Below are 20,720 nucleotides of genomic sequence, written 5' to 3'. Positions count from 1 at the left end.
GTACATGCAGGGGTCCGCATTCCTGCCGCTGTCCGCTTTCTGAGCGAGAAGTCCGGGATGACGACGATCTACGTGGGCAATCTGCCCTTCTCCGCGACCGAGCAAGACATCAAGGTGCTCTTCGAGCGCCATGGCAAGGTCGACTCCGTAAAGCTGATCAACGACCGTGAGACGGGCAAGCCCCGCGGTTTCGGATTCGTTGAGATGGGTTCGGGTGAGGCGCAAGCCGCCATCCAGGGACTCAACGGCTACCAGATGAACGGGCGTCCGCTGCGCGTCAACGAAGCGCAGGAACGTCCGCCGCGCCCGCGTCAGGGTGGCGGCGGTCCGTTCCGCCGTTGATCCGGCGAGCTCAACGAAGCCGCACAGTCGAGACGAACCCCGCCTTCGCGCGGGGTTCTTTTTTTCACGGAGATGCGCCGATGATGTCGTGCGTACGCATGATCCCTTTGTTCGTCGCGGCCGCAATCGTTGCCGGCTGCGCGACGCCGCCGCCGCAGGGCAAGCCGCCTGCGCCCGCACCGCGCGACGCGGCCACCGCAGCCGCTCTCGACCGGGTCCTCGCCGGCCCGCAGCGGTCCGCGGAAAACCGGGCGCGCGACGTCTACCGCCATCCGCTCGAGACGTTGCTGTTCTTCGGCATCAAACCCGACATGACCGTCGTCGAGGTCTGGCCCGGCGCCGGCGGCTGGTACACCGAGATCCTCGCGCCGCTGCTGGCGGAGCGCGGCAGGTTGTACGCCGCGCAATTGCCGCCCGCGCCCGGCAATGAATTCGTCACCGCCAGCCTCGCGAGCTTCCGCGCAAAACTCGCGGCGAATCCCGGGCTGTACGGCAAGGTGGAAGTCGGCACGCTGGGCTCCGCCGGCGAGCCGATCGCACCGGCTGGCAGCGTCGACCTGGTCGTCACGTTCCGCAACGTGCACAACTGGATGAACCTCGGGTATGCGAGCGAGGCATTCGCCGCTATGTTCAAGGCGTTGAAGCCGGGCGGCACTCTCGGCGTGGTCGAGCATCGCGGCGCGGCAGACAAGCCGCAGGATCCACGCGCAGCGAGTGGCTACGTGAACGAGGACTACGCGATCGGGTTGATCAAGTCGGCGGGCTTCGAGTTCGTGGCGCGCAGCGAAATCAATGCGAACGCGAAGGACACGAAGAATTACGAACAGGGGGTCTGGACGCTGCCGCCTGACTATCGGCTGGGGAATCGCGAACGGGCGAAGTACGAGGCGATTGGCGAGAGTGACCGGTTCACGTTGAAATTCAGAAAGCCGTTTTAGAAACGGCGTCGCTCACGCTCACCACATCTGCTTGAGGCGTGACGCCACGTCGATGCTGCCGGACTCGGCCGTGGCTTCCTCGATCTTCACGTCGACATTCGTGCCCTGGAACGCCTGCTCGTCGAAACACTTGACCAGTTTTTCGGTGAGGAACCGGCTGCGGCCACCGTACACGTGGCCGTCGGAAGTCTTCGGCTGGCTCGTGATCTGGAAGCGCAACGGCACGACGCAGGTCAGCTCGTTGCGCGCGCGGGTCATGGCGACGTACAGCAGGCGCCGCTCTTCTTCGATGAGCTCCGCCTTGTTCGCGAATTCGTTCGGGAAGCTGCCGTCGACCACGTTGAGGATATAGACGTTGTCCCATTCCATGCCCTTGGCCGAATGCACGGTGGACAGCACCAGGTAGTCTTCGTCGTTCACGGCCTGGCCGGCCAGATCGCTCGTGGCCTGCGGCGGATCGAGTGTCAGCTCGGTGATGAACCGTTCGCGGGTCTGGTACTGCGACGACAGGTGCTCGAGCTGATCCAGATCGCCGATGCGCATGTGCACGTGTTCGTACAGCCGCTCCATCTGCGGCCGGTACCACTCGCGCGCCAGCGCCACCTGCCCGCGCCACTCGCGGTTCGGATCGGCGAGCTCGCCGAAAACCTCGTTGAACTTCTTCCACGCCATGCGCGCATCGAGCGGCGGCTCGAATTTTTCGAACGAGCTCCACTGGTAGTTGTTGGCGATGAAATGGTCGAGCGCCTTCTTCGCATTGGCCGGACCCATGCCGGGCATGAGCTGCAGCACGCGGAACGCCGCCAGCTGGTTGCGCGGATTGTCGACCCAACGCAGCACCGCCAGCAGGTCCTTGACGTGCGCCGCCTCGAGAAACTTCAAGCCGCCGTACTTCACGAAAGGAATCTTGCGTTTGGCGAGTTCGACTTCGAGCGCGTCGCTGTGCGACCCGGTGCGGAACAGCACCGCCTGGCGCTTGAGCGGAATACCGGCCTCGCGCGCCGCCAGCACGCGCGTGCAGACGAACTCGGCCTGCGTCGGCAGATCGTCGACCGTGACCATCTTCGGGCGCGGGCCCTGGCCGCGCATCGACAGCAGGTGTTTGCGGTACTGGCGCGGCGCGTCCGCCATCAGCGCATTGGCGGCATCGAGCACGCTCTGGCTGGAGCGGAAATTCTGCGCCAGCGTGACCACCTCCGCCTTGGGGCGGAAGCGATCCGGGAAACCGAGGATGTTCTCGACCGCGGCCGCGCGGAACGAGTAGATAGCCTGCGCGTCGTCGCCGACCACCGTGACGCCCTGCCCGTCCGGCTTGAGCGCGGTGAGGATGTCACCCTGCAGCTTGTTGGTGTCCTGGTATTCGTCGACCAGCACGTGGTCGAAATGCGCCGCCACCGACTTCGCGATGCGCTCCTCGCTCATCATGGCGTGCCAGTACAGCAGCAGATCGTCGAAATCGAGCACGCGGTACTGCGACTTGCGCTCGACGTAGGCACGCAGCAGCTTGCCGATGTCCTCTTCCCAGTTCGCGCACCAGGGATGCTGGCTCTCGAGGGTTTCCTTCAGCGACTTCTGCGTGTTGACGCGATACGAATAGATCGAGAGGCAGGTGTCCTTGCGCGGAAAGCGCTGGCCCTTGCCCGAATAACCGAGCTCGGTGCGCACCGTGTCGACCAGGTCCGCCGCATCGCTGCGATCGAGCACGGTGAAGGCAGGATCGAGCCCGACGTGTTTGGCGTAATGCCGCAGCAGGCGATTGCCGATCGAGTGGAACGTGCCGGCCCAGGTCAGCCGCTGCGAAATCTGCGCCGCCTTGCCGCCGCCGAGTTTGTCGTCGAAGGCTTCGCGCATGATGTCGTTGGCGCGACGCTTCATCTCGACGGCCGCGCGGCGCGTGAAGGTGAGCATGAGAATACGCGCCGGATCGACGCCGCTCATGGCCAGGTGCGCCACGCGATGTGCCAGCGTGTTGGTCTTGCCCGTGCCGGCGCCGGCAACGATCAGCAACGGACCCGCGCGGAAACCCTTCCCGCCGGGAAGCGCTTCACCGTAAGTAACCGCCCGCCGCTGCGGAGCGTTCAAACTTCCAAGTTGTTCGGCCGTAGACATCGATACAACAATATACGAAAGGGCAATGGAAACAGGCCCCATCTGCCCGCGAGCCGTGACGGACGTCACGCCGAACATGGCCGGAATGTGACGCCTATTTGATCTGCATTTTCAGCCGCGCAGGAAGGCGGGGCCGAGGGCCGCGATTATGAGCGCGCGCGATCCGGGCATTCAAGACCAGCGCGGCTGTTGTAGGCGCGCATCGGCTCCGCAAACAACTCACGACACCGGTCTCACTACCATGTTGCCCATGCCCGGAGCGGCCGGTGGCACGAAATCCGTGCACAAATTACCTGCGGGCGTGCGGTTACACTTCCGCAATGTCGTTCGAAAGAAAAATGATCTACGACGGGCGCGTCATCAAGGTGAGCGTGGACACCGTCGACCTGCCCAATGGCATGCGTGTTCCTCTCGAGATCGTGCGTCACCCCGGCGGTGCCGCGGTCGTGGCTCTGGATGCACGGAATCGCGTCTGCGTGCTGCGCCAGTACCGCCATGCGGCGGGCGGCTACATCTACGAGTTGCCGGCCGGCAAACTCGAACCCGGCGAGCCGCCCGAAGCCACCATCAAACGCGAGCTCGCGGAAGAAGCCGGAATGTATGCCGCGCAATGGCAGTCGCTCGGCGCGTATTTCAGCTCGCCCGGCGTGTTCACCGAGATCATCCATCTGTACCTCGCGACCGGGCTCGAGCCGGTGGCGGCAAGGCCCGAAGCGGATGAAGTTTTCGAAATCGAGTGGTGGCCCCTCGATCAGGCCGTGGAACGGGCGCGCAGCGGGGAACTGGCGGACGCCAAAACAATCATCGGTATTTTGAGAGCAGCTTCTCGTCAGGAAATTGCGTGAAGCGGCTCACAGGCCGCACGTCGAAATCCCTGAAATGTTGGCTATGTCAAACAATCGATTTGGCCGGTCGTTCATACTTCGAGCCGTGCCAGATAATGATTCAAACGGCAAACCGCCCCAGGGCGCCAACCGGCGTCGTGTGTCGCAGATCGTGCACGACGATCGTGGTAACGCCCGCGTGGAATGGATCGACGCGGGTTTCGCCGGGGTGCCGTTGGAGCGCGCGCCGCTCAGCATCGAGAACACTCCGGCCCGCGGCGAGAACGGCAAGCTGACGGTCGAACGTACGCGCGCCAGCGGCTTCGATCCCTACGCCCGCGTCGGCGCGGCGCACATTCCGGAACCGAAGAAACAGCAGGGCGGCAAGCGCGACCTGCGCAAACTCGGCGAGTGGATCAAGCTCAAACGCGAGCTCGACGCCCGCAAGTCTCAGGAAGACACCGAATAATTCCCGCGCTCAGGCGCAGCGCTCTATGTGGGCGAGTTTGCGGGCATTACCCCAGCGATAGAACCGCCGCAGCTCCGCCAGCAGCTCGCGCGTGGCGCCGCGCCGCGGGTTGCGAGTCGACGCCGCCAGACTCGCGCCCACCCGCCGGCAGAACCGCGCCGCGTAGTTAGACGCCGTATGGTACAGGCCGACTCGCCCGCCCGCGGCTGCCGGATCCACACGCGCCCGTTCGAACAGGACGCGATGCAACTCGCGCGGGAAGCGGCCGGCGCCCTGTTCGCGCAGCAGCCACGCGCCGAGCACGTATTTGTCGACCTCCGCCTGCAGCTCGAGCTCGAGCAGCGTCACTGGCTTGTCGTGTCCGGCGTTCCACGCGACGTAGACGAAATGGCTGACGCCTTCGGCCACCGTCAGGTAGTCGGCGAGATTCGCATTGTCGAGCGTCGCGAACGGATCGTGCTCGGCGAGCCGCGCCAGCACCGCGCCGTCTATGAACAGCGCCAACGACAAGGTGTCGCCCTCGGTCGCCACGATCAGCTGTTCGTCACCGGTGCGCGCCTCGGAATAACCGCGCAGCTCCGAACGCTCCGTCATGAGGAATCCACCGACCGCCGGCATGGCGGGCAGATCGTAGATGTCGGCCAGCGCACTCTGCAGCGATGCGAGAGTGTCGGCGCCCATGTCAGTGCGCCAGCAGGCTGCGCGCCGCCGGCGCGGGCTCGAGACCGAGTTTGCGCAGCAAGCGCCGCGAGCGTTCGCTGCCCGTCTTCACCCACAACTCGTAGAGCCGCAGGCGGTCCTTGTCCGAATGCTGGTACGAGCTTTCGCTGATCTCGTTGAGCGCGTCGACCATCGGCGTGAACTTCGTGGCCAGCTCGGCGAACACCTGGCGCAGCGTGCGCCCGCGCGCAGGCGGGCAATGGTCCGCGAGCGTGCCGTAGGCGCGGCCGCCCATGGCAATGTGGTAATCGATGTCGACCAGCTTGCGCGCGAAGCCCGCCGAGAAAAATCCCGCGATGAACAGCGACACGTCGCCCAGGCGCTGCAGACCGCGGAACCGCGCTTCCTGGGTGGGCGCTTCGAGCGCTTCCGCGAGCATCACCACCAACGGTTTGAGGCGCGTGCGCTGCGCGGGTCCACGCGTGTCGCGCTCATAGAGCGCGTCGGCATCCGAGAACAGCGTGAGCAGGTTGACGACGTAGTGTTCGGTCTGGTCGTCGACCGCCACGTGTTGATGCGACAACGCGTCGTGCAACGCGTCGCGGAAGAACTCTTTGAGACTCGCAACCGGCTGAATGGTCACAAACACCTCCGTCAAGCAGAAATCGGCTCCCGACTCTGCCAGTTGAGCCCTTTGCGGCGCGAGGTTCCGTGATCCAGGAACCATTTCTCGCCGCCGCGCGCCGGCTGGCAGCCGCCGGTGCACAGTGCTAACTACGCTCGTCGGTCGTGAGCAGGGTCACGAGTTCATCGAGGCCGGAGATATTCGCGTCCGCCGCGGGCAACGCGTCGGGCCAAACAACTCCAGCCCTATTCACCCATACAGTTTGCATGCCAGCTATCCGTGGACCCGCCACATCGGCCAGAGGTTCGTCGCCTACAAACAGTATTTCCGCGGGTTTGAGTGTCAGCGCGTCCGCGAGCGCCATGTAGGCACGCGCATCCGGCTTGGCGCATCCGAGTGCAGCCGCGTGCAGAACGACTTCAAAATGGTGCGCCATGCCGATAACCGCAAGGTCCGCATTGCCATTGCTGAGCGTGGCGAGCCGATATCGCGGCTTGAGCCGCTCGAGCGCGGACAACACCTCCGCGAAGGGCGTTACCTCGTTACGCGCGGCGTGCCACAACGCGAACGCGTCGTGCGCCATGGCGCGGTCGTAGCCGGTCGCGTCCGCCATGCGCGCGAGGGTTTCGCGCCTGAGGAAGGTGAAGTCGTGGGCCCGGTGGGGCTGCTCGCGCAGCAGCGCGGCGCGCAATTCCAGCGTTTCCGCGGCAGAGAATGCCAGCGGAATTTTCGGATACCGGCTCCGTAACCAATCGGCGAGAATGCGCTCCGCGCGCGACAACACGGGCTCGACATCCCACAACGTGTTGTCGAGATCGAAACAGATCGCACGGACCGGCTTGAGTTTCATTTCGCGCATGTTAAGGATCAAGCGTCGGGGAACGTCAACAAGTGAGGAGAGATTCATGAAGTCATGGTTGTCCGGCATTGTTGCGTTGGCCTGTGTGGCCGGCATTCACGACGCGCGCGGTGCCGACGTGCCTGCCGGCGCCTTCACGGCGACGGACCTCAACATGCTGGCGCGGGTCAGCGACCCGCAGGTCTCTCCGAACGGAAAGTTCGTCGTGTACGTGCAACGCGAGACAGATCTCGACGCGAATCGCGGCCGCAGCGATCTGTGGCTGGTCGAACTCGCCGCGAACGCCGCGAAGCCGCGCCGCCTCACCCAGCATTCCGCCAACGATACCCACCCACGCTGGTCGATGGATGGCACCAGCATCTACTTCCTGTCATCGCGCGCGGGCTCGATGCAGATCTGGCGGCTGCCATTGTCGGGCGGCGAGGCGGTGCAGATCACCGACTATCCAGTCGACGTGGGCAGCTTCAAGATGTCCTCGGGTGGCGGCCGCATCGCGCTCGGCATGGATGTATTCCGGGACTGCGCCGATCTCAAGTGCACGCGCGACCGGCTCGACGCCAACGCGAAGCAGAAATCTTCGGCGCGTATCTACGATGAATTGTTCATCCGCCACTGGGACACCTGGCGCGACGGCACACGCTCGAACCTGTTCGTCGCGCCGGTGAACGCCGACGGCCGCGCCGGTACGCCGGTCAACGTGAGCAAGGCGCTCGAGGCCGATGTGCCCTCCAAGCCCGACGGCGGCGACGAGGAATACACCTTCAGCCCCGACGGCTCACAGGTCGTCTTCAGCGCCCGCGCCGCCGGCCGGGAAGAAGCGTGGTCGACGAACTTCGATCTGTACCTTGCGCCCTCGGACGGCAGCGAGCCGCCGAAGAACCTGACACCGGCCAACCCCGCCTGGGATACGCAGCCGGTGTTCCTCGCGAACGGCGATCTCGCCTGGCTCGCGATGAAACGGCCCGGTTTCGAGGCCGACCGCTTCGCGATCATGGTGTCACACAACGGCGCGACCCGCGAAGTGGCGCCCGCGTGGGACCGCTCGGTCGCGCATCTCGACGTCACGCGCGACGGCCGCACCTTGCTGGCCACCGCCAACGATGTCGGCCAGAGCGTGCTTTTTTCCGTCGACGTCGCGAGCGGGCGCGTCACGCCGCTGTCGGGCGCAGGGTCGGTCGGCGATTTCTCGGCCGCGCCCCGCGGCGCCGTGGTCGTCTGGCACGACCTCGCCACGCCGCCCGATCTCTATCTACTTGGCAAGGGCGCGCCGCGACGGCTGACCCAGGCCAACGCCGCCCTGCTCGGCGCGCGCACACTCGGCGCCTTCGAACAATTCAGCTTCAAGGGCTGGAACGATGAAACCGTGTACGGCTACGTCGTCAAACCTTTCGGATTCGCGGCGGCCAGGAAATTCCCGGTCGCCTACGTCATCCACGGCGGGCCGCAGTCGAGCTTCCAGAACCAGTGGAACTGGCGCTGGAATGCCCAGACCTTCGCGGCGCGCGGCTACGGCACGGTGTTCATCGATTTCCACGGCTCACCCGGTTACGGGCAGGCGTTCACCGATTCCATCAGCCAGCATTGGGGCGACCGCCCGTTCGAAGACCTGCAGAAGGGTTTCGCGGCGGCGCTGCAGAAATACCCGTGGCTGGACGGGAAACGCGCCTGCTCGCTCGGCGCTTCGTATGGCGGCTACATGCAGAACTGGATCGCGGGCAACTGGCCCGACGGCTTCCGTTGCATCGTCAATCACGACGGCATCTTCGACACCCGCTCGATGTATTACTCGACCGAGGAGTTGTGGTTCCCGGAATGGGAAAACGGCGGTCCTTACTACCAGGCGGCCGAAAACTACGAGCGCTTCAACCCGGCCAACTTCGTCAAGGAATGGCGCACGCCGATGCTGGTGATCCATGGCGAGCAGGATTTCCGCGTGCCGGACACGCAGGGAATCGCGACCTTCACGGCGCTGCAACGCCGCGGCATCGAAAGCAAACTACTGTATTTCCCCGACGAGAATCACTGGGTGCTGAAGCCCGACAACAGCATCAAGTGGTACGGCACGGTGCTCGACTGGCTCGACGCCCACACGCAGCCGTGAGCGTCAGTTGGGGTTGCCGTGTAACACGCGGGTGTAGTTGACCGATTTGGCTCCGCCGCAGCTGTAGTCGAGCGAATTGCGGTCTTCGGCGAGCTTGATGTCGCAGGTGCCGGCGGCACGCACGTCCTTCGGCAACAACGCGCTGAACAACTCCGGCTGTTCGCGCAGGTTGCGCCATTGACCCTGCTGCGTGAACGAATACGCGATCTGCAGGATGGTGCCCTTCTTGCCCGGCGCCAGTTCGATGAGTCTTCCGGAAGTGCCTTCGCCCGACGTGCGCTCCACGTACACGGTGTCCATGGCGATCATGCGTGAATACACCGGTGCGATGACCAGCGTATCGCCAGCGTGGCTCACGTACTCGCCGGCGACGTACGACATGAACTTCTGGATATCGCGCTTGGTTCGTTCCTGCTGATTCACACAGGCGGCGAGCGTTGCGAACAGCAGGACCGCGATCCCCGTTCGCCAGCGTTTGTGATTCATGCGCACCCTCATCCGCCAATCAGCCGTAATAGGCGCGCCACTCTGCCTGATATCCCGCGCCGAGCGTGAGCAGTTTTTCCAGCAGCTCGGCATATTCGACGCCCGCGGCCAGCGCGGACTGCGCGAAGTCTTCATCGGCCGCGAGGTTCGGATTCGGATTGGCTTCGATGACGTAGATCTGTCCATCGGCGTTCATGCGGTAGTCGATGCGCGCACAACCCGACAGGCCGAGCGAGCGATAGACGCGGCGCGATAGTTTGTCGAGACGCGCGACCACCGCCGGCGGCAGGTCCTGCGCCTCGTGTGTGTCGATGCCGTGTTTCTTCTGGTACTTCTTGTCCCACTTCACGCGGCGCGTGGCGATGCCGGCCGACGATTCGGACAACGAACCGAATTTCATTTCCCAGATGGGCAGGCGCGTGAGCCGGTCGTTGCCCATCACGCCGATGTACAACTCGCGGCCCTCGATGTATTCCTCGACCAGCGCGTCGGTCTGCACCTGGTCGTGTACGAACTCGATGCGCTCCTTGAGATGCGCCTTGTCGGTCACGATCGACGCCTGCGAAATGCCGAGCGAGGCATCCTCGGTGGTGGACTTCACGAACAGCGGATACTTGATCTTGCGCGGCAGCCGCAGCTTCAGGCCACGTCGAAACACGGCAAATTGCGGCGATGGAATGCGGTGGTAGGACAGCAGCTGTTTGCACAGCGGCTTGTCGCGCGCGAGCAGCAGGCCGCGTGGATTGCAGCCGGTGTACGGCTGGCGCAGCAGCTCCAGGAACGCGACCACGTGCTGGTCGTAGGTGACGATGCCGTCGAATTCTTCCAGCAGGTTGAAGACGATCTCGGGCTTCCACTCCGTGACCACACTGCGCAGCTCCTCGAGGCTGTCGGAGATGCCGAGGCAACGCACCTCATGGCCGGACTTCTTGAGCGTCGAGACGACGTCGTACTCAGTGCGCCATTCCTCGATTTCCTTTTCGCTGTGCCCTTCGAGAGTTTCGGGCGGGACCAGCGTCGAATGCACGACGACCAGCGTGCGCATTCGCTTCATAAGGAAAGACGCGGGCTCTCACCCTGCGCATACAGACGCGTCAGGGAAATGAGCATCCAGCTCGCATGGCGCAGCGCACCGCGGCGGCTGCCGCGCACCCACAGACCGAGTTTCTCCGCGCGCTCGACCGCAATGCGCAGGATCTGCTCCACGCTGTACCGCTCGGCTTCGAGCTCACGCAGTGTCGCGTTCACCAGATGCAGGCTGTGCGCGCGCAGGAACGTGCTGGCGCGCCGCGCGCGGGCTTTCTTCTCGGCGGTGAACACCCGCTCGAGCAGATGGTCGGTGACCGTGCGCCGGTACAGGCTGTAGCGCTTGAGCTTCGCGCGGTAGTGGTCGGCGAGCGTGCGCGTGTTCTCGCGCAGCGGTTCCACCACTTCGCGGTTGCGCACCGGTGCGCGAGTACCGCGGACCTCGTCAAGCATCTCGTCGACGACTTCGAGCTTGTGGAACGCGGGCCATTGCGCATAGGTGCGGCGCCACGAGGAATTGGGCTTGAGCCACACCGCGAAGGTTTCGGCGAAATCCTCGCAGGGATGCGCCTGCGCATACCACTCGCCCAGGTGCTGCACGTAGCGGCGGCTGCCGGGCCGCGCTCTATAAGTATCGGGATACGGCAGCGAGGCCGGACCGAACACTTCGCGCCAGCGCTTGCGCCGGCGCAGCCGGTACGCGGTGTCGATCGCGTGTCCGGCTTCGTGACGCAGGATACGCATCGCACTCTCGGCGCTGCCGCCCTCGACGTTGCGCATCATCCGCCGCTCGAGGCGCTCGAGGCGCGGATGCGCAAGATAGAAAGGAACGGCGATGCCCGGTACACCGTCGGGAGAAAACCATTCCTCCGACAACCACACGTGCGGGCGAAAACCGATCTCGCGCTTGTCGAGCTCGCGGTACAGACGCTTGACGCGTGCAGCCACCGGCGACCGTTCGATCTTGAGTTTCAGGTCGCAGAAACGCTGCCCGAGCAATTGCTCGTCGGACATCCGCGTCCAGGAACGCGTGGCGCGTCGGACGCGGGAAGGGCGCGTGGTCGGCATGGCAGGCAATGTAAACGAGTCGTTCGACTTGCGGAATCAGCTTCCAAGGGTCACGAGGGCGTGAGTGAGAAGCCGGTCCGCGGTCTCGATGACGAGATCTTGCTTGATCAGGCTGTTACGCCAGATTCCGGGAATCGCGCTTACGCCGTGATAGGCACCGGCCAGCTGGCCGTATGCCGCGCAGACCACATCCGAGTCGCGGCCGAGATTCGCGGCCAGCAAGGCGCCTTCGCGAAACGTCTCGCCATGGTGAAAGGCCCATAGCGCGGCCTCGAGCGTCTGCAGGATATGGCCGCCGCCGCTGATCTCGGGCGGCATGCGCCGGGAATACGACCCCTCGTAAATCGCCAGTACCTCGGGCCGCGTGGTCATCGTCGCCCAGGAATCGCGCGGCGGATGCAGAACGGCCTGTTTGTCACGTCCCGAAAGCGCCTGGTGAACCATCGCCGCGAGCAGCCGCACGCAATCGAGTACCAGCGGGGCCTGCGCCGTGATCCGGGCGGCTTCGGCCGCGCGCGCCACGGCCTCCGCGGTGTGGGCGAAGAAGTACATGACGGGCGGCGCCACGCGCGACAGCGGATCCTTGTCGAGCTGTTCCGGATCGTGCGAACCCGCGAACGGCTGACGCTTGTACTGGGCGGTCGCCAGCGCCCGCGCCACGCTCGCCGAGATGCCGACGCATTGGCCGGTCGAGCTGCCATAACCCTCGCGCTGCCAGCGGGCGAAGCGCTGCACCTGGTCGTTTCCGTCGAAGCCCTCGCGCGCGAGCAGGCTCTCGGCCAGCAGCAGGGCCATGGCGGTGTCGTCGGTCCATGCGCCGCGCGGCATGTCGAACGGACCGCCGCCCAGCAGGTCACCGACCGCGGCAAAGCTGCCGGGCTTGCGAAACTGGGTATGGGCGGCCAGCGCGTCGGCCACCGCGAGACCGACGAGCGCACCCTGAAACCGTTCGCGCAGGCTGCGGGCGGCGTCGAGCACGTCGGGCGCGCCCATCGGGTCGCCGGCCGATTTCGGCAGCCAGTTGCGGATGAATTCGATCTGCTCCGGGGTTTCGGGCACTTCGGGCCAGATGTCAGAGCGATCGCTGCCCTGCCATAGCTCGTTGAGCCTGGCGAGCGCGTCCGCGCCGCTCAGGCCCTGCTCGACCAGGTGACAGCCGACGACCGTGCCGGTGCGGCCGATGCCGGCCCGGCAATGCACGTACACCCGGCGACCGGCGGCCAGGAATTCGTCCAGCACGCGCAGGATCTCGGTCATCTGCGCCGGATCGGCCGGCACGCCGTGATCGGGGATCGGCTCGCGCGCGTACGCGACGTTCGGCGGCAGATAACTTTCGTAGTCCGGCAGCTCGCCGGGCTGGGTCAGGTCGATGAATGCGTCGAACTTCGCCTCGAGCAGCAGGCCGAGGCGGCGCTCGAGTTCGGGCAAGGTTTTTCCACCCGGGTATTTGCCGGCCAGCAGCCGGTCTTCGATGACCCAGTACGACTCGGCGATCGGCTTAACGGTCGGTGGGCTGTCGTTGGTCATCGAGACCTGGGAAATCGAAGCTCCGGGGATCGGCCAGGTGCGCGTTCTCGACGTTGCGCAGCGCGGTGAAGATCGACTCGGTGCGGCCGGGGAATTTGAGCTCCCAGTCGGCCAGCATGCGTTTGACTTCCTTGCGCTGCGCATTGTCCTGCGACCCGCACAACTTGCAGGGGATGATGGGGAACTCGCGCGCCGTCGCGTAGCGCGCGATCAACGACTCGGCCACGTAGGCCAGCGGGCGGATCACGATGTGGCGGCCGTCCTCGGACAGTAGTTTGGGTGCCATGGCCTTGAGCCGGCCGCCGAAGAACATGTTGAGGAACAGCGTTTCGACGATGTCGTCCCGGTGGTGTCCAAGGGCAATCTTGGTGAAGCCGTTTTCTGCAGCGTAGCGGTACAACGCACCGCGCCGCAGGCGCGAACACAGTCCGCACATCGTCTTGCCTTCCGGGATCACGCGTTTGACCACGCTGTACGTGTCCTGCTCGACCACGTGGAACGGCACGTTCAAGCCGCGCAGGTAGTCAGGCAACACGTCGGCGGGAAAGTCCGGCTGCTTCTGGTCGAGATTGACGGCGAACAGCTCGAAATCGACCGGCGCGGAACGTTTCAATGACAGCAACACGTCGAGCAGGGTGTACGAATCCTTGCCGCCCGACAGGCACACCATGACCCGATCGCCAGGCACGATCATCCGATAGTCCTCGATGGCCTTGCCGACCAGGCCGCGCAGCTGCGCGCCGAGCTTCTTCGCGGTTTGCGACGGCCATTCCGGGGCTGAAGCGGGTTCGAGGGCGGTTTCTGGTGAGGCGTTCATGGCGCGGGGGCGATATTAACCGCGGCCAGCGCGCTGCGCCGTTGCAGCTGCCGCACCACAGCGAACACCGCGCCGGCGGCCAATACGTGTTTGATCGTGTGCCCGCTCAGCGTGCCGCCGAGCATGCGGTACACCTGCAGATCGAAGGTCTCGAATATCTTGGCGAGTCCGTACCAGACCGCCGCCCAGGCCAGCAGCCCACCGTGGCTGTAGCGCCGTGCGGGAAAGGCCGCTATCACGAACACGATCGCCACGATCGACCAGGCCTGGTAGGCCGCGTACGGGATGATGTTGCCGCGGCCGGCACGTTCGGTGGCGTACCAGTAGACGACCGTGATCACGCCCACCAGCAGCAAGGGCCAGAGCGCGCGCAGGCCGAGTTTGAGATCGACACGTTCGGCGAGCGCGGCCGACACCAGGCCCGCGAACCCCAACGTCATCGGCAGCCGGTCCCAGACCAGCCGTGGATTGTCGGGCGCGGCGTGGTAATAGGCCGAACCGAAGCAAGTCAGGAACGCGCCCAGGAAGAACACCAGGTACGGCAGCTGCTCGCGCTGGTCGATGAAGCGTCCACGGCCATTCCAGATGAGCGCCAGACCCATCGCGCCACCCACGAGGAATGGCAGGTTCGAGATCACGTTGAAGAAATTGGGGATCGCCCAGAACGTGCGGCAGTCTGCGAACGCGTGATACGACAGGGGCTGCGGCATCGCCGGCACCAGTACGGCCGCGACGGCCAGCCCGAGAGTCACGACGCCCAGCACCCACAGGCGCCAGCCGCCGCCGCTCATGCCGCGGCGCTGCCGACTACCGACTCATTGCCGAGATATTTCGACTCGAGATATCGCAGCACGGGTGTGGCCGACAAAGGTTTGCCGGTCGAGAACTTGAACAGTTCCGGCGCGCTGACGCGGGCGCCCTGCGAATGGACGTTCTGCTTGAGCCAGCCCATGAGACCCGAGAAATTGCCGCGGGCGATCTCTGCATCGACTTCTGGGACAGCTTCGCGCAATGCCTCGAAGAACTGCGCCGCCATCACGGCGCCGAGCGCATACGAGGGGAAATAACCGAACGATCCCACCGCCCAGTGCACGTCCTGCAGCACACCTTCGAGATCGCTCGCCGGCTTGATGCCGAGCCGCTGCTCCATGCTCGAATTCCACGCGTCGCGCAGGTTGCGTACCGCCAGTTCGCCGGACAACAGCTGGTTTTCGAGCTCATAACGCAGCTGGATGTGCAGCGTGTAGGTGAGCTCGTCCGCGTCGACGCGGATCGGCCCGCGTTTCACGCGCGTGAGGTGCGCGTACAGATTTTCCTCGGACCACTCGGGTCCGCTGACGCCGAAATGTTTTTCCAGCAGCGGCTTGAGATAGGTGACGAACGGCCGGCTGCGGCACACGATCATTTCCATGAGCAGCGACTGGCTTTCTTCCAGCGCCATGCCGCGGTCGCGGCCCACCGGCTGATCCGAATACTCGGCCGGCAATCCCACGTCGTACATCGCGTGGCCGGTCTCATGCAGCGCGCCGAGCATTCCCGAGAACGGGTCCGCCGGATCGAAACGCGTGGTCACGCGCACGTCGCCGGGCACGCCCTCGGTGAATGGATGTTCGCTCTCGTCGAGCCGTCCGCGATCGAACGGAAAGCCGATGGCCTTCATGATCTCGACACACAGTGCGCGCTGCTTGCCGGCGCTGAATTTTCCGGCGATGGGCAGCGTCGGCTGCAGTTCCTGGCGGGCGAGTACGTCGCGGATCAGGCCCGGCAGCCGGCGCGCCAGCGATTTGAACATCGCGTCGATCTCGGCCGAAGTCACCCCGGGGCTGAATTCATCCATCAACGCGTCGTAGGGCGCGAGATTGCGTGCCTGGCCGAGCAGCTGCGCCTTGTCGCGCACCAGGTGCACGACCTCTTCGAGGTGCGGGGCGAAGTCTTCGAACTTGCCGGTCTCGCGCGCCAGCAGCCACTTCGCCTCCGCCTTGGACGCGGCCTTGGCCAGGCGCGAGACCAGCGCCACCGGGGTCGCGATGGCGAAGTCGCGCTGCCTGCGCATCTCGCGCATGTTGGCGATGTGCCAATCCTCGAGGTTCGCGGTGTTGGCCTGCGCGCGATCGAGCAGGCGGGTGATACGCGGCGATGTGACCAGCGCGTGGTATTCGGTTTCGAGCGCCGCCAGCTGTTCGCCGCGTACGTCGGCGCTGCCTCGCGGCATCATCACGGCGGCATCCCAGCGAAGTACGGCCATGGCGCCACGGAAGGCGTGCAGGCGTTTCCATTCCTGCTCGAGCTGCTTGTACGGGGACTGGGCCATGGGAATCGCGGGGGAGTACGAACGGCGGCCAGTCTACCAGTGCCCCCCTTCACGGCCTCCGCCGCTCGCCATAATCCGCAGCTAAATCAAAAACTTAATTGATGACGTTGCGGTTGACAGCGCCCCCCGGAAAAGCGCGCGAAACGGGGGCATAAGTTCAATACGCCTGTGGCGTTTTCGCCCTTCATGACGGGCTCGTGACGCCGCAGCTGCGCTCAATGCGCTTCTTGCTGAGCAGGGCTGGCCGTTGTGGCCGTGCCACGCGCGCCCGCGATTGCACCTTTGCCGAGCAGCCCCTCGATGAGCCGCGTCATGTATTCCGGCGAGCGCGTATTGCGCGCGATCAGCAGGTACAGCGCGGGCACCACGTACAGCGTCATGCCGAGCGAGACGATGGTGCCGAAGAACACCGCCGCACCGATCGACTGGCGGCTTTCGGCGCCCGCGCCATGGGCCAGCATCAGCGGAACGGCGCCGAATGCCGTGCACAGGCTGGTCATGAGCACCGGGCGCAGGCGGGTGGCCGACGACTGGATGATGGCTTCGAGGAACTCGACGCCGCGGTCACGCAGCTGGTTCGCAAACTCCACGATCAGGATGCCGTTCTTGCAGGCGATGCCGATCAGCATGATGCAGCCGATCTGGCTGAAGATGTTCAGCGTGGAATTGAACAGCCACAGTCCGAGCAACGCGCCGGAAAGCGCCAGCGGCACCGTCACCAGGATGACGATGGGGTGGATGAAACTCTCGAACTGCGCCGCCAGCACGAGGTAGACCACCAGCAGCGCGAACGCGAACGTGATCCACAACGCGTCGCCAGATTTCTTGTACTGGTACGTCTCGCCGTTGTAGATGAGCTGGGCGCCGGGCGCTTCCTCGTGAATCACCTTCTCCATGTAGGTCACCGCTTCGCCCAGCGTGTAGTCAGGCGCCAATGAGCCCGCGACCTCGATCGCGCGCATGCGGTCGGTGCGCCGCAGCTCGGTCGGCCCCGCGCGTTCCTCGATCCGCACCAGCGCCGACAGCGGCACCAGTTCGTCGTTCTTGTCGGAGCGCACGTACAGATTGTCGAGGTCGCCGATCGAGGCGCGCTGGGTGTTGCGCGCCTGGAGCATCACGTCATATTCCTCGCCGGCACGTTCGAACGTGGTGACGATGCGCGCGCCCAGCATGGTTTCGAGCGTGCGCCCCACGGTCTGCAGCGAAACGCCGAGATCGGCGGCCTTGTTGCGGTCGATCTGCACGATCACGCGCGGCTGCCGCTCGAGGTAGTCGGACTCGAGATTGAGGATCTTCGGATTTTCCGCGGCGACGCGCTGCATGACCTTGTCGCGCCATTCGACGATCTCCGCGTAGTCGCCGCCACCCATGGCGATCGCGAGCGGCCGCGTGCTGTTGCGCGTGAGCGGACTGCCCACCGGGTTCACGTTGATGCGTGCGCCGGAGATGCCCTGCGTCTCGTGGCGCAGGCGATCGGAGATCGCGCTGGCACTCTCGTCGCGCTGGTCCCAGAGATTGAGCGGCAGGATCACCATGCCGGTGGTGACATCGCCACCGCGGCCGAAGCCGCCGGTGCGTACGTTGACGCGGCGCGCGTTGCCGTTTGTCACTTCATCCGCCGCGATCTCCTCGACCTGGCGCAGTTGCCGGTCGAGATACCCGATGCTCGACCCTTCCGGCGCGGTGACGAAGATGCGCAACATGGCGCGGTCTTCCTGCGGCGCGAGTTCCGTCGGAATCCGCAGCGCCTCGGTCGGCCAGCCGCGCACCAGCAGCAGTACCAGCAGGCCGAACAGCGCGAGTGACGAACCGAGGATCCACAACGGACGGCGTCCCAGCAGCACGCGGCGCAATCCCGCCGCGTACCGGTCATCGAGATTGTGGAACACGCGGTCCACGCCGCCGGCCACGCGCGATTTCGGCATGCCGTTGGCGAACAGCTTCGACGCCATCATGGGTGTGAGGCTCAACGCGACGAAGGCCGAGAATCCGACGGCCGCGGCCACGGTCACGCCGAACTCGCCGAACAACCGGCCGGTGTCGCCCGTCATGAACGACACCGGGATGAACACGGCCATGAGTACGAGCGTGGTCGCGACGACCGCGAAGCCGATTTCCCGCGATCCGTTGATCGAAGCGAGCAACGCATTCTCGCCGCCCTCGATGCGCCGCACGATGTTCTCGAGCACGACGATGGCGTCGTCGACGACCAGACCGATGGCGAGCACCGCCGCGAGCAGCGTCAACGTATTGATGGAGTAGTCGAGCGCCAGCATCACGATCGCCGCGGCGATGATGGATACCGGGATCGTGACGGCGGGAATCAGCGTCGCGCGCGCGGTACCAAGGAACAGGAAAATCACGATCAGCACGAGGATCAGCGTTTCCGACAACGCCTTGACCACGTTCTGCAGCGACGCGGCGATGAACTCGCCGTTGTCGATGTTGATCTCGATCGTCATGTCCTTCGGCAGCGTGTTGCGCACCTGGACCAGCCGTTCTTTCACCGCGTTCGACGTCGCGAGCACGTTCGCCTTGGATTGCGGAATGATCGCCATCGACAGGCCGATGAGGCCGTTGGAACGCGAGATGCTGCGATCGTCGTCGGAGGCGAGGCGCACTTCGGCGACCTCTCCGAGCCGCACGAGATATCCGTCCGGACCCCGGCCGACTACCAGGTTGCGGAAGTCCTCCTCGGTGCGCAGGTTGGTGTCGGTACGCAGCGTGAATTCGCGTTCTCTCGATTCGAGCCGGCCGGCGGGAATCTCCACGTTCTCGCGCAGCAGCGAACTCTCTATGTCCGTCACGGTGAGCTGACGCGCCGCGAGGTTCTCGCGCGACAGCCACACACGCATCGCGTAGCGGCGCGCGCCGTTCAGGCGCACCGAGGCCACGCCTTCGAGCGTCGAGAACTGGTCGACGAGATAACGCGACATGTAGTCGGTGAGCTCGAGCACGTTGCGCTCGGTGCTCGTGACGTTGAGGAAGATGATGGGTTCGGCCGAGCTATCCACTTTCGTGATCTGCGGCGGATCGGCTTCGAGCGGCAGGCGCGCGGCCACGCGCGACAGGCGCTCGCGCACGTCGTTGGCCGCGCTGTCGAGATCGCGCTCGAGCGTGAATTCGACGTTGATCTGCGAGCGCTCGTCGCGGCTGGCCGAGTTCAACCGCTCCACGCCCTCGATGCCGGAGATCTCGTTTTCGATGATCTGCGTGATGCGCGACTCGACCACGTCCGAGGAGGCGCCGCGGTAACGCGTCTCGATGTTCACCACGGGCCGCTCGATGTCGGGAAATTCGCGCAGCGACAGGCGCGTGATGGCGCCGAGACCGAGGATGAACAACAGCAGCGACAGCACCGTCGCGAACACGGGCCGCCGCACCGATACATCCGAGAGCATCATTGCCGGATGCTCGCGGGCGTCGCGTTGGCCTCGTGTGCTTCGTTCGCCGCCACCGGTTCGGTGGGCGCGCGCTCGTTGGCGGTGACCAGCGAACCGTCGCGGATCTTCTGCGTGCCTTCGACGACCACGCGTTCGCCGGCCTCGAGCCCGGTGATGATCTCGACCGTGCCGGGCTGGCGCCCGCCGATGTGCACCTCGCGCCGCTCGGCCTTGCCGTCGGCCACCACGAACACGTACTGCCGCTCGGCTTCGGGAGTCAGTGCCTCCTCGGGAATGAGCAGCGCCGCGCGTTCATCGTTGGCCAGCGACACGTTGAGGAACATGCCGGACTTGAGCGCGCCGTCATCGTTGGCCAGCAGCGCGCGCACGGTGACGGCGCGTGTGGCCACGTCGACACGTGAATCGATGCTCGCGACCTTGCCTGCGAAACTGCGGCCCGGAAAGGCAGGCGCGGTTGCGCGTACCGACAATCCCTCGCGCAACGAGGCGAGGAAATTTTCCGGCACCGAGAAATCGAGCTTGATCACGCTGGTGTCGTCGAGCGTGGTGATCACGTCGCCGGGACTGATCAATGTGCCGACGCTGACGCGCCGCAGGCCGACGCGCCCGGAGAACGGCGCGCGGATGACGGTGTCTTCGAGGCGCGCGGTGGCGGCGCCGAGCCGCGCGCGGTTGGCCTTGAGCGTGCCTTCGAGCTGATCGAAATTCGATTTCGACAGGGCCTGCGTGTTCATCAATTCGCGGCTGCGGTTGTACTGGCTTTCACTTTCGGTGAGCACGGCCTGCGCCGCGGCGACGTCGGCGCGCGCCTGCGCGTCATCGAGCTGCACCAGCACCTGCCCGCGCTGCACGCGTTCGCCGTCGCGGAAGCGGATCGCGGTGACGATGTTCGAAATCTTGGTGCTGATGTCGACCGATTCGTTGGCGCGCGCGTTGCCGAGCGCTTCGAGCCTCTGCGAAACGCGTTCGCTGCGCACCGGCGCGAGCGTCACGCGCACCGCCGCGCTGCCGCGCGCGGCGCCGCCCGGCGTGGCACCCGCACCCGCCGCCGGCTTGTGCTGGGTCGCGTAGATAGCCCAGCCAGCGCACAGGACCGCCACGGCAATACTGATAGGCGTTACGAAATTGCGCTGCTCTGACATCGTGTAACCGGC

General features: G+C 65.3%; 18 protein-coding genes. 5 read left to right on the top strand and 13 right to left on the bottom strand.

The window, feature by feature from the left end; translation table 11 throughout:
* Positions 1 to 57: 57 nt before the first annotated feature.
* Complete coding sequence (locus WDO72_13055; protein ID MEJ0086609.1) at positions 58 to 342, top strand: RNA-binding protein; 285 nt, start codon at positions 58 to 60, stop codon at positions 340 to 342.
* An 80-nt stretch (positions 343 to 422) separates the two neighbouring features.
* Positions 423 to 1,280 carry a methyltransferase gene (locus WDO72_13050; GenBank protein ID MEJ0086608.1) on the top strand — a complete coding sequence of 286 codons (858 nt, stop codon included), beginning with the start codon at positions 423 to 425 and terminating at the stop codon, positions 1,278 to 1,280.
* Between the two features lie 18 nt (positions 1,281 to 1,298).
* On the opposite strand, the gene WDO72_13045 is transcribed toward WDO72_13050, so the two are convergent.
* The gene (locus WDO72_13045; protein ID MEJ0086607.1) at positions 1,299 to 3,389 is read right to left on the bottom strand and encodes an ATP-dependent helicase; all 2,091 of its coding nucleotides are present in this window, start codon (positions 3,387 to 3,389) and stop codon (positions 1,299 to 1,301) included.
* A 320-nt stretch (positions 3,390 to 3,709) separates the two neighbouring features.
* Between WDO72_13045 and WDO72_13040 the strand changes: the two genes are divergently transcribed.
* Together WDO72_13040 and WDO72_13035 are read left to right on the top strand one after the other, a co-directional pair.
* On the top strand, positions 3,710 to 4,234 hold the full coding sequence (locus WDO72_13040) for an NUDIX hydrolase (GenBank protein ID MEJ0086606.1): 525 nt from the start codon (positions 3,710 to 3,712) through the stop codon (positions 4,232 to 4,234).
* A gap of 85 nt (positions 4,235 to 4,319) precedes the next feature.
* Complete coding sequence (locus WDO72_13035; protein ID MEJ0086605.1) at positions 4,320 to 4,682, top strand: hypothetical protein; 363 nt, start codon at positions 4,320 to 4,322, stop codon at positions 4,680 to 4,682.
* Between the two features lie 9 nt (positions 4,683 to 4,691).
* Here WDO72_13035 and WDO72_13030 read toward each other — a convergent pair whose 3' ends face one another.
* The 3 genes from WDO72_13030 to WDO72_13020 form a co-directional block, all read right to left on the bottom strand.
* Positions 4,692 to 5,363, bottom strand: a complete 672-nt coding sequence (locus tag WDO72_13030; GenBank protein ID MEJ0086604.1) for a hypothetical protein — start codon at positions 5,361 to 5,363, stop codon at positions 4,692 to 4,694.
* A 1-nt stretch (position 5,364) separates the two neighbouring features.
* Positions 5,365 to 5,985 (bottom strand): hypothetical protein, encoded by a 621-nt coding sequence (locus WDO72_13025; protein MEJ0086603.1) that lies wholly within the window; start codon positions 5,983 to 5,985, stop codon positions 5,365 to 5,367.
* 127 nt (positions 5,986 to 6,112) lie between these two features.
* Complete coding sequence (locus WDO72_13020; GenBank protein MEJ0086602.1) at positions 6,113 to 6,826, bottom strand: HAD family hydrolase; 714 nt, start codon at positions 6,824 to 6,826, stop codon at positions 6,113 to 6,115.
* Positions 6,827 to 6,872: 46 nt separating this feature from the next.
* Between WDO72_13020 and WDO72_13015 the strand changes: the two genes are divergently transcribed.
* Positions 6,873 to 8,927, top strand: coding sequence for a S9 family peptidase (locus WDO72_13015; GenBank protein ID MEJ0086601.1), 2,055 nt, complete (start codon positions 6,873 to 6,875; stop codon positions 8,925 to 8,927).
* Between the two features lie 3 nt (positions 8,928 to 8,930).
* On the opposite strand, the gene WDO72_13010 is transcribed toward WDO72_13015, so the two are convergent.
* The 9 genes from WDO72_13010 to WDO72_12970 all read right to left on the bottom strand — a co-directional run bounded on the left by WDO72_13010 (position 8,931) and on the right by WDO72_12970 (position 20,708).
* Positions 8,931 to 9,413: a hypothetical protein gene (locus tag WDO72_13010; protein MEJ0086600.1), complete on the bottom strand. Its 483-nt coding sequence runs from the start codon at positions 9,411 to 9,413 to the stop codon at positions 8,931 to 8,933.
* Between the two features lie 19 nt (positions 9,414 to 9,432).
* A complete protein-coding gene (locus WDO72_13005) occupies positions 9,433 to 10,467 on the bottom strand; it encodes a D-alanine--D-alanine ligase (protein ID MEJ0086599.1) in 1,035 nt (344 codons plus the stop codon).
* Complete coding sequence (locus WDO72_13000; protein ID MEJ0086598.1) at positions 10,464 to 11,507, bottom strand: putative zinc-binding metallopeptidase; 1,044 nt, start codon at positions 11,505 to 11,507, stop codon at positions 10,464 to 10,466. Before WDO72_13000 ends, WDO72_13005 begins: the two co-directional genes overlap by 4 nt.
* Before the next feature lie 36 nt (positions 11,508 to 11,543).
* Entirely contained in the window at positions 11,544 to 13,034 is a 1,491-nt protein-coding gene (locus tag WDO72_12995; protein ID MEJ0086597.1) for an ADP-ribosylglycohydrolase family protein, read from the bottom strand.
* The gene (ttcA, locus tag WDO72_12990; protein ID MEJ0086596.1) at positions 13,006 to 13,851 is read right to left on the bottom strand and encodes a tRNA 2-thiocytidine(32) synthetase TtcA; all 846 of its coding nucleotides are present in this window, start codon (positions 13,849 to 13,851) and stop codon (positions 13,006 to 13,008) included. The genes WDO72_12995 and ttcA overlap by 29 nt, the downstream gene beginning before the upstream one ends.
* A complete protein-coding gene (locus tag WDO72_12985; GenBank protein ID MEJ0086595.1) occupies positions 13,848 to 14,642 on the bottom strand; it encodes a ceramidase domain-containing protein in 795 nt (264 codons plus the stop codon). The genes ttcA and WDO72_12985 overlap by 4 nt, the downstream gene beginning before the upstream one ends.
* Complete coding sequence (locus tag WDO72_12980) at positions 14,639 to 16,162, bottom strand: carboxypeptidase M32 (protein MEJ0086594.1); 1,524 nt, start codon at positions 16,160 to 16,162, stop codon at positions 14,639 to 14,641. Before WDO72_12980 ends, WDO72_12985 begins: the two co-directional genes overlap by 4 nt.
* Before the next feature lie 215 nt (positions 16,163 to 16,377).
* Positions 16,378 to 19,566, bottom strand: coding sequence for an efflux RND transporter permease subunit (locus WDO72_12975; protein ID MEJ0086593.1), 3,189 nt, complete (start codon positions 19,564 to 19,566; stop codon positions 16,378 to 16,380).
* On the bottom strand, positions 19,563 to 20,708 hold the full coding sequence (locus WDO72_12970) for an efflux RND transporter periplasmic adaptor subunit (GenBank protein MEJ0086592.1): 1,146 nt from the start codon (positions 20,706 to 20,708) through the stop codon (positions 19,563 to 19,565). The genes WDO72_12975 and WDO72_12970 overlap by 4 nt, the downstream gene beginning before the upstream one ends.
* Positions 20,709 to 20,720: the final 12 nt, after the last annotated feature.

Source organism: Pseudomonadota bacterium, from assembly GCA_037200975.1.
In the GTDB taxonomy this organism is placed as follows: domain Bacteria; phylum Pseudomonadota; class Gammaproteobacteria; order Steroidobacterales; family Steroidobacteraceae; genus CADEED01.
Note: the sequence above shows the minus strand (reverse complement) of the source record. Positions and strands in the feature narration are given on the sequence as shown.

Coding starts and splice junctions, on each gene's coding strand:
- WDO72_13055 (MEJ0086609.1), top strand. CDS start 58: ATGACGACGATCTACGTGGGCAATCTGCCCTTCTCCGCGACCGAGCAA.
- WDO72_12975 (MEJ0086593.1), bottom strand. CDS start 19,566: ATGATGCTCTCGGATGTATCGGTGCGGCGGCCCGTGTTCGCGACGGTG.
- WDO72_13045 (MEJ0086607.1), bottom strand. CDS start 3,389: ATGTCTACGGCCGAACAACTTGGAAGTTTGAACGCTCCGCAGCGGCGG.
- WDO72_13050 (MEJ0086608.1), top strand. CDS start 423: ATGATGTCGTGCGTACGCATGATCCCTTTGTTCGTCGCGGCCGCAATC.
- WDO72_13000 (MEJ0086598.1), bottom strand. CDS start 11,507: ATGCCGACCACGCGCCCTTCCCGCGTCCGACGCGCCACGCGTTCCTGG.
- WDO72_13015 (MEJ0086601.1), top strand. CDS start 6,873: ATGAAGTCATGGTTGTCCGGCATTGTTGCGTTGGCCTGTGTGGCCGGC.
- WDO72_12970 (MEJ0086592.1), bottom strand. CDS start 20,708: ATGTCAGAGCAGCGCAATTTCGTAACGCCTATCAGTATTGCCGTGGCG.
- WDO72_12995 (MEJ0086597.1), bottom strand. CDS start 13,034: ATGACCAACGACAGCCCACCGACCGTTAAGCCGATCGCCGAGTCGTAC.
- ttcA (MEJ0086596.1), bottom strand. CDS start 13,851: ATGAACGCCTCACCAGAAACCGCCCTCGAACCCGCTTCAGCCCCGGAA.
- WDO72_13040 (MEJ0086606.1), top strand. CDS start 3,710: ATGTCGTTCGAAAGAAAAATGATCTACGACGGGCGCGTCATCAAGGTG.
- WDO72_13010 (MEJ0086600.1), bottom strand. CDS start 9,413: ATGAATCACAAACGCTGGCGAACGGGGATCGCGGTCCTGCTGTTCGCA.
- WDO72_12985 (MEJ0086595.1), bottom strand. CDS start 14,642: ATGAGCGGCGGCGGCTGGCGCCTGTGGGTGCTGGGCGTCGTGACTCTC.
- WDO72_13030 (MEJ0086604.1), bottom strand. CDS start 5,363: ATGGGCGCCGACACTCTCGCATCGCTGCAGAGTGCGCTGGCCGACATC.
- WDO72_13005 (MEJ0086599.1), bottom strand. CDS start 10,467: ATGAAGCGAATGCGCACGCTGGTCGTCGTGCATTCGACGCTGGTCCCG.
- WDO72_12980 (MEJ0086594.1), bottom strand. CDS start 16,162: ATGGCCCAGTCCCCGTACAAGCAGCTCGAGCAGGAATGGAAACGCCTG.
- WDO72_13020 (MEJ0086602.1), bottom strand. CDS start 6,826: ATGCGCGAAATGAAACTCAAGCCGGTCCGTGCGATCTGTTTCGATCTC.